The 4,894-nt window shown below is 53.2% G+C and carries 4 protein-coding genes and 4 tRNA genes; 1 reads left to right on the top strand and 7 read right to left on the bottom strand.

Features of this window, described 5'->3' with window-relative positions; genetic code table 11:
* From ASF13_RS23500 to ASF13_RS11595, 5 genes are all read right to left on the bottom strand, one after another.
* On the bottom strand, nt 1-151 hold a 151-nt coding region (locus tag ASF13_RS23500), incomplete at its 3' end, for a GTP-binding protein (RefSeq protein WP_235514998.1).
* A gap of 112 nt (nt 152-263) precedes the next feature.
* A tRNA-Thr gene (locus ASF13_RS11610) sits at nt 264-339 on the bottom strand.
* A gap of 6 nt (nt 340-345) precedes the next feature.
* A tRNA-Gly gene (locus ASF13_RS11605) sits at nt 346-420 on the bottom strand.
* A gap of 211 nt (nt 421-631) precedes the next feature.
* Nucleotides 632-716, bottom strand: a tRNA-Tyr gene (locus tag ASF13_RS11600).
* A gap of 20 nt (nt 717-736) precedes the next feature.
* Nucleotides 737-812 (bottom strand) — tRNA-Thr (locus tag ASF13_RS11595).
* A 563-nt stretch (nt 813-1,375) separates the two neighbouring features.
* Between ASF13_RS11595 and coaA the strand changes: the two genes are divergently transcribed.
* Nucleotides 1,376-2,332, top strand: a complete 957-nt coding sequence (gene coaA / locus ASF13_RS11590; protein ID WP_056236415.1) for a type I pantothenate kinase — start codon at nt 1,376-1,378, stop codon at nt 2,330-2,332.
* A 28-nt stretch (nt 2,333-2,360) separates the two neighbouring features.
* Here coaA and birA read toward each other — a convergent pair whose 3' ends face one another.
* Both birA and murB read right to left on the bottom strand, forming a co-directional pair.
* The gene (gene birA, locus ASF13_RS11585) at nt 2,361-3,323 is read right to left on the bottom strand and encodes a bifunctional biotin--[acetyl-CoA-carboxylase] ligase/biotin operon repressor BirA (RefSeq protein WP_056236414.1); all 963 of its coding nucleotides are present in this window, start codon (nt 3,321-3,323) and stop codon (nt 2,361-2,363) included.
* The gene (murB, locus tag ASF13_RS11580; protein WP_056236411.1) at nt 3,320-4,357 is read right to left on the bottom strand and encodes a UDP-N-acetylmuramate dehydrogenase; all 1,038 of its coding nucleotides are present in this window, start codon (nt 4,355-4,357) and stop codon (nt 3,320-3,322) included. The genes birA and murB overlap by 4 nt, the downstream gene beginning before the upstream one ends.
* Nucleotides 4,358-4,894 lie beyond the last annotated feature (537 nt).

Here is a 4,894-nt window from a genome sequence, read left to right as displayed (position 1 = left end):
CGATCTGGTCGAATGCACGTGCAGAACCGCCGTAGGTTTTAGCCAGAACGGTGGTGATAGCAGCAGTCAGGGTAGTTTTACCGTGGTCAACGTGGCCGATAGTACCAACGTTGACGTGCGGTTTGGAACGTTCAAATTTTTCTTTAGACATCGCTTGTCCCTCTAAGACACGGATTAATCGGTGATATCACCACATCAACCAGGCATTGCCTGAATCGTTGAATTTTGTAACAGAGAAGAAGCAGGGAGGGAGATTTTGAAAGTGGTGCTGATACCCAGAGTCGAACTGGGGACCTCACCCTTACCAAGGGTGCGCTCTACCAACTGAGCCATATCAGCACGGCTTGGAGCGGGCAGCGGGAATCGAACCCGCATCATCAGCTTGGAAGGCTGAGGTAATAGCCATTATACGATGCCCGCATCCTGGAACTCGGCTACCTGTTCTGTCTGTAGCTTTTGAGTATCTGGAAAGTCTCCGTCTACTCAAGTCATCACGCATTTACCTGATGACCTTGACTGGGCTTGAGCTCAGTCTGAAATCCTGATGAACAAACTTTGCTAGCTTGTCATCTTTGCAGCCTCGGTGATTGCTCACTTATTCTGCTTTCAACTCCCAACATCTGAGTCGAAATGGTGGTGGGGGAAGGATTCGAACCTTCGAAGTCGATGACGGCAGATTTACAGTCTGCTCCCTTTGGCCGCTCGGGAACCCCACCTGGGGTATTTCGTTACTTGATGGTGCCGGCTACCGGAATCGAACTGGTGACCTACTGATTACAAGTCAGTTGCTCTACCAACTGAGCTAAGCCGGCATCAAGTGGTGCGCATTTTAGGAAGACCGCGCCCGGGATGCAACAAAAAAATTGCGATAATTGTTCTTACGCTCACTCTTTGTGCAATTCACCTTAAAACGGTCCCTCTTTCGCGTTTTTTTGCTGAAAAAAAACGCAATGGCGCGGTATGTTTTTCTTTTTAAGCACGCCCTACCGGTGCGGCGAGTGAACCCGCCAGGGTACTCACCCGCCCTCGATGCCACACTAATTTCTGAATAGCACATAACACCGGCTACCCACGTGAGAATCGTAAATCGTATCTAACGCGTCAGATGCTACCGCCGTGGCGAACCGCGGCGATCGGATTTGATGGCCCATGCACATCTCTCGTGCGATACACCGTAGCCAGTTAATGCGAGTGACGTAACGTTTGCCAGCCTGTTAGCGCTTTTTTCCTTCTTATTCAGGCCCGTCTGGTGTTAACCTCCTGCCCATTGTGTTCTGAAATCCCCAGGGTAATTCAGCCTGACTGCGACACGATGTTGCGGATATCAACGGGCTAACCTTCTGATGGGTAACTACTTGCTGGCAGAAGCATGCATATGAGCAAAAAAGATTTATCGTTAACGACCCCTTATCTGCAGTTCACCCGTAATGAATGGGCGGCACTGCGTGACTCCGTCCCAATGACCCTGTCAGAGGGCGAAATTGCCCAGCTGAAAGGCATTAACGAAGATCTCTCCATGGAAGAGGTGGCTGAGATCTATTTGCCATTGTCACGCCTGCTGAATTTCTATATCAGCACCAACGCCGGGCGTCAGGCCGTGCTGGAGCAGTTCCTCGGCACCAAAGATAAGGGGCAGAAAATCCCCTATATCATCAGCATTGCCGGCAGCGTTGCCGTCGGGAAAAGCACTACCGCGCGCGTGCTGCAGGCCCTGCTTAGCCGCTGGCCCGAGCACCGTAAAGTCGAGCTCATTACTACTGACGGCTTTCTGCACCCGAATGCCGTGCTCAACGAGCGCGGGCTGATGAAGAAGAAAGGCTTTCCCCTGTCGTATGATATGCACCGGCTGGTGAATTTTGTCTCGGAGCTAAAGTCAGGCGCGGCCCAGGTGACGGCGCCGGTTTACTCACACCTGATTTATGACGTCATTCCCGACGGCGATAAGGTAGTTCAGCAGCCCGATATCCTGATACTTGAAGGATTGAACGTATTACAGAGCGGAATGGACTATCCCCACGATCCCCACCACGTGTTTGTCTCTGACTTCGTCGACTTTTCTATCTATGTCGATGCCCCGGAGGCGTTACTGGAACACTGGTACATTCATCGCTTCCTGAAATTCCGCGAGGGGGCATTCAGCGATCCGGACTCCTATTTCCATCACTATTCCCAGCTACCGGAACAGGAAGCCGTGGGTATCGCCACCCAGCTATGGAAAGAGATTAACCACAAGAATTTGATGGAAAATATCCTACCGACGCGCGAACGTGCCAGCCTGATCATGACCAAAAGCAGCGACCATGCGGTCGATCTGGTGAGGCTCAGGAAATAGATCGCAGGGGCCAGTGCCCCTGCCGATATCAGCCCTGCGGCCGCAAAGAAATCTCTCCCCCAACCCAGGATTTTCGCACCCCATCCTGCTCGAGAATTAACCCGCCCTGAGCATCAATACCCCGTGCAATGCCATAGATCTCTCTGTCACCAATGAGTAGCTTAACCGGGCGGTTGATGAAGTTATCCAGCGCAGCCCAACGCTCAACAAACGGATGCAGACCATCCTGCTCAAAGGCAAATAACGCGTCACGCATCTTGTTAACGATCAGCGCTGAAAGTGCATTTCTGTCAATGGTGACACCGGCTTCCTGCAGGTTAATCCACCCCTGGTTAATGACATCCGCAGCGGGTGCACGCATCGCCAGATTAATGCCTGCACCAATCACGATCTGTGCAGCTTCGCCGGTTTTACCCGTCAGTTCAATCAAAATACCGGCAAGTTTGCGATCGTCGAGATAAATGTCATTTGGCCACTTTACGCGAATATCCGGTGCGCCCAGCTCCTGCAGCGCTTCAGCCAGCACGATACCGATCACCAGGCTCATGCCCATCGCCGCCGCCGGCCCCTGCTCCAGACGCCAGTACATGGAGAGATACAGGTTGGCACCAAAGGGAGAGAACCACTGCCGGCCTCGCCTGCCGCGGCCAGCCTGTTGATACTCAGCCACGCAGGCGTCGCCCGACTGCAGGCTGTTCATCCTGTCCAGCAGATACTGGTTAGTTGAGTCAATCACCGGCACCACCGCCAGCCGGCCATTCTCAAGCTGAGCGTTGATCGCCTGCTCATTGAGTAGCTGCATTTTAGCCGACAGACTGTAGCCTTTGCCGGTGACGGTGAAAACATCGATCCCCCACTCTTTCAGCGTATTGACGTGCTTATTGATAGCAGCACGGCTCATGCCCAGCTGCTCACCGAGCTGTTCACCCGAGTGGAACTCACCGTCGGCCAGCAGAGCGACCAGTTTCAGGGGTACGGTGTAATCTTTCATGCAATCACCTCGACGGCGTCTGTCTCGCCCTGCGCGCTGATAAAGCGTACTTCCGGCTCAAGCCACACGTTAAATTTTTTGCCAACGCGCTGACGGACTTCACGGGCCAGCGCCACCACATCCTGCCCGGTCGCATTGCCGGTATTAATCAGCACCAGCGCCTGCTGCTGATGCACGGCTGCTCCGCCCATCCTGAACCCCTTCAGGTTGCAGCGGTCGATTAACCAGCCCGCGGCCAGCTTCATCTCGCCGTTCTCCTGCGGATAGAGCGGTATAGTGTCGTACTGCTCCTTCAGCTGGCGGGCCATTTCCGCGCTCACCAGCGGATTTTTAAAGAAGCTGCCGGCATTACCGGTCACCGCAGGGTCGGGCAGCTTGCTGCTCCGCATGCGGCATACCGTTTCAAACACCTGCTGCGGGGTCACCCGGTCACGATCGAGCTCTCTGAGCTCGCCATAGGTCAGCACCGGCTGCCAGATTTTGTTAAGGCGCAAACCCAGCGCGATAAGGGCATAGCCTTCACGGTACTGATGCTTAAAAACGCTGTCCCGGTAGGCAAACCGGCACTCTTCTGCACTCAGGCGCTGTCGGGAGCCGTCAGCCAGCCTGACAATATCGACGTATTCACATACTTTCTCCAACTCGACGCCGTAGGCCCCAATGTTTTGAATAGGCGCCGAACCCGCGCAACCGGGGATCATCGCCAGATTCTCTAACCCGGGATAGCCGTCGCGTAAGGTGGATTGCACCAGCGCGTGCCAGTTTTCTCCTGACCCAACGTGCAGATGCCAGGCGTCACTGGATTCCGTTACCTCAATCCCCATGATGCGGTTAACAATAACCTGACCCTGAAAGTCTTCCAGAAACAGGACATTGCTGCCCTCTCCCAACAGCAATACCGGCTCTGAACGCTGCTGGCTTTGCAGCCAGGCGCGGCACAGTGCTTCCACGCTGTCAGCCACACAGATCCCGGCAGCTGACGCTTCCAGACTAAAGGTATTCCAGGGTTTTAATGAATGATTCTGGCAGGACATAACAGGGCCTTTGCGGGTTAAACTGGGGCTAGTTTACCTGATTAGGCGGGTTATTGGCGATATTATGACGTTTTCCAGGGTGGGCATGTGGGACAACAACGCTTACCGAGGATATGGAATACTCACATTTTATTTAATTCATCTGGCTGATTTAATTGAAAAAGAAATCTTAAAAAGAGGATTTATCGCTTAACGACTCAAGTACAACGTTAGTTCACCGAATTGTACGCTTACTTAGTCCAACTCAGTCCCTTTTGGGCGGTAATTTTGTACCCTGAGCACAATAAAGCGCCATCAGTCTCAACGTATGCGATCGGAGATCTTTCATAAGGTATGGGTAAATACGTCAGAACGTAGCAATCAACGGGGTTCGTGCCAGGTGCTCCTGTTCGGGAGTGCAATTAATCGCCATCACTTTTTATTCGGACCACGGATGAGTCATCAGCCCGGTCCGGAGCGGCGGGTTTTGCGTTTAAAATCTGATTTTTTGACCAGTGAAGAGGGAAAACGGAGGGGAATGAGCCGTTACGGCAGGGG

This window comes from Erwinia sp. Leaf53, from assembly GCF_001422605.1.
Classification (GTDB): Bacteria; Pseudomonadota; Gammaproteobacteria; order Enterobacterales; family Enterobacteriaceae; genus Erwinia.
Note: the sequence above shows the minus strand (reverse complement) of the source record. Positions and strands in the feature narration are given on the sequence as shown.

What these genes read in the sequence shown, in the direction of transcription:
- coaA (WP_056236415.1), top strand. Translation starts at nt 1,376, where the DNA reads ATGAGCAAAAAAGATTTATCGTTAACGACCCCTTATCTGCAGTTCACC.
- birA (WP_056236414.1), bottom strand. Translation starts at nt 3,323, where the DNA reads ATGAAAGATTACACCGTACCCCTGAAACTGGTCGCTCTGCTGGCCGAC.
- murB (WP_056236411.1), bottom strand. Translation starts at nt 4,357, where the DNA reads ATGTCCTGCCAGAATCATTCATTAAAACCCTGGAATACCTTTAGTCTG.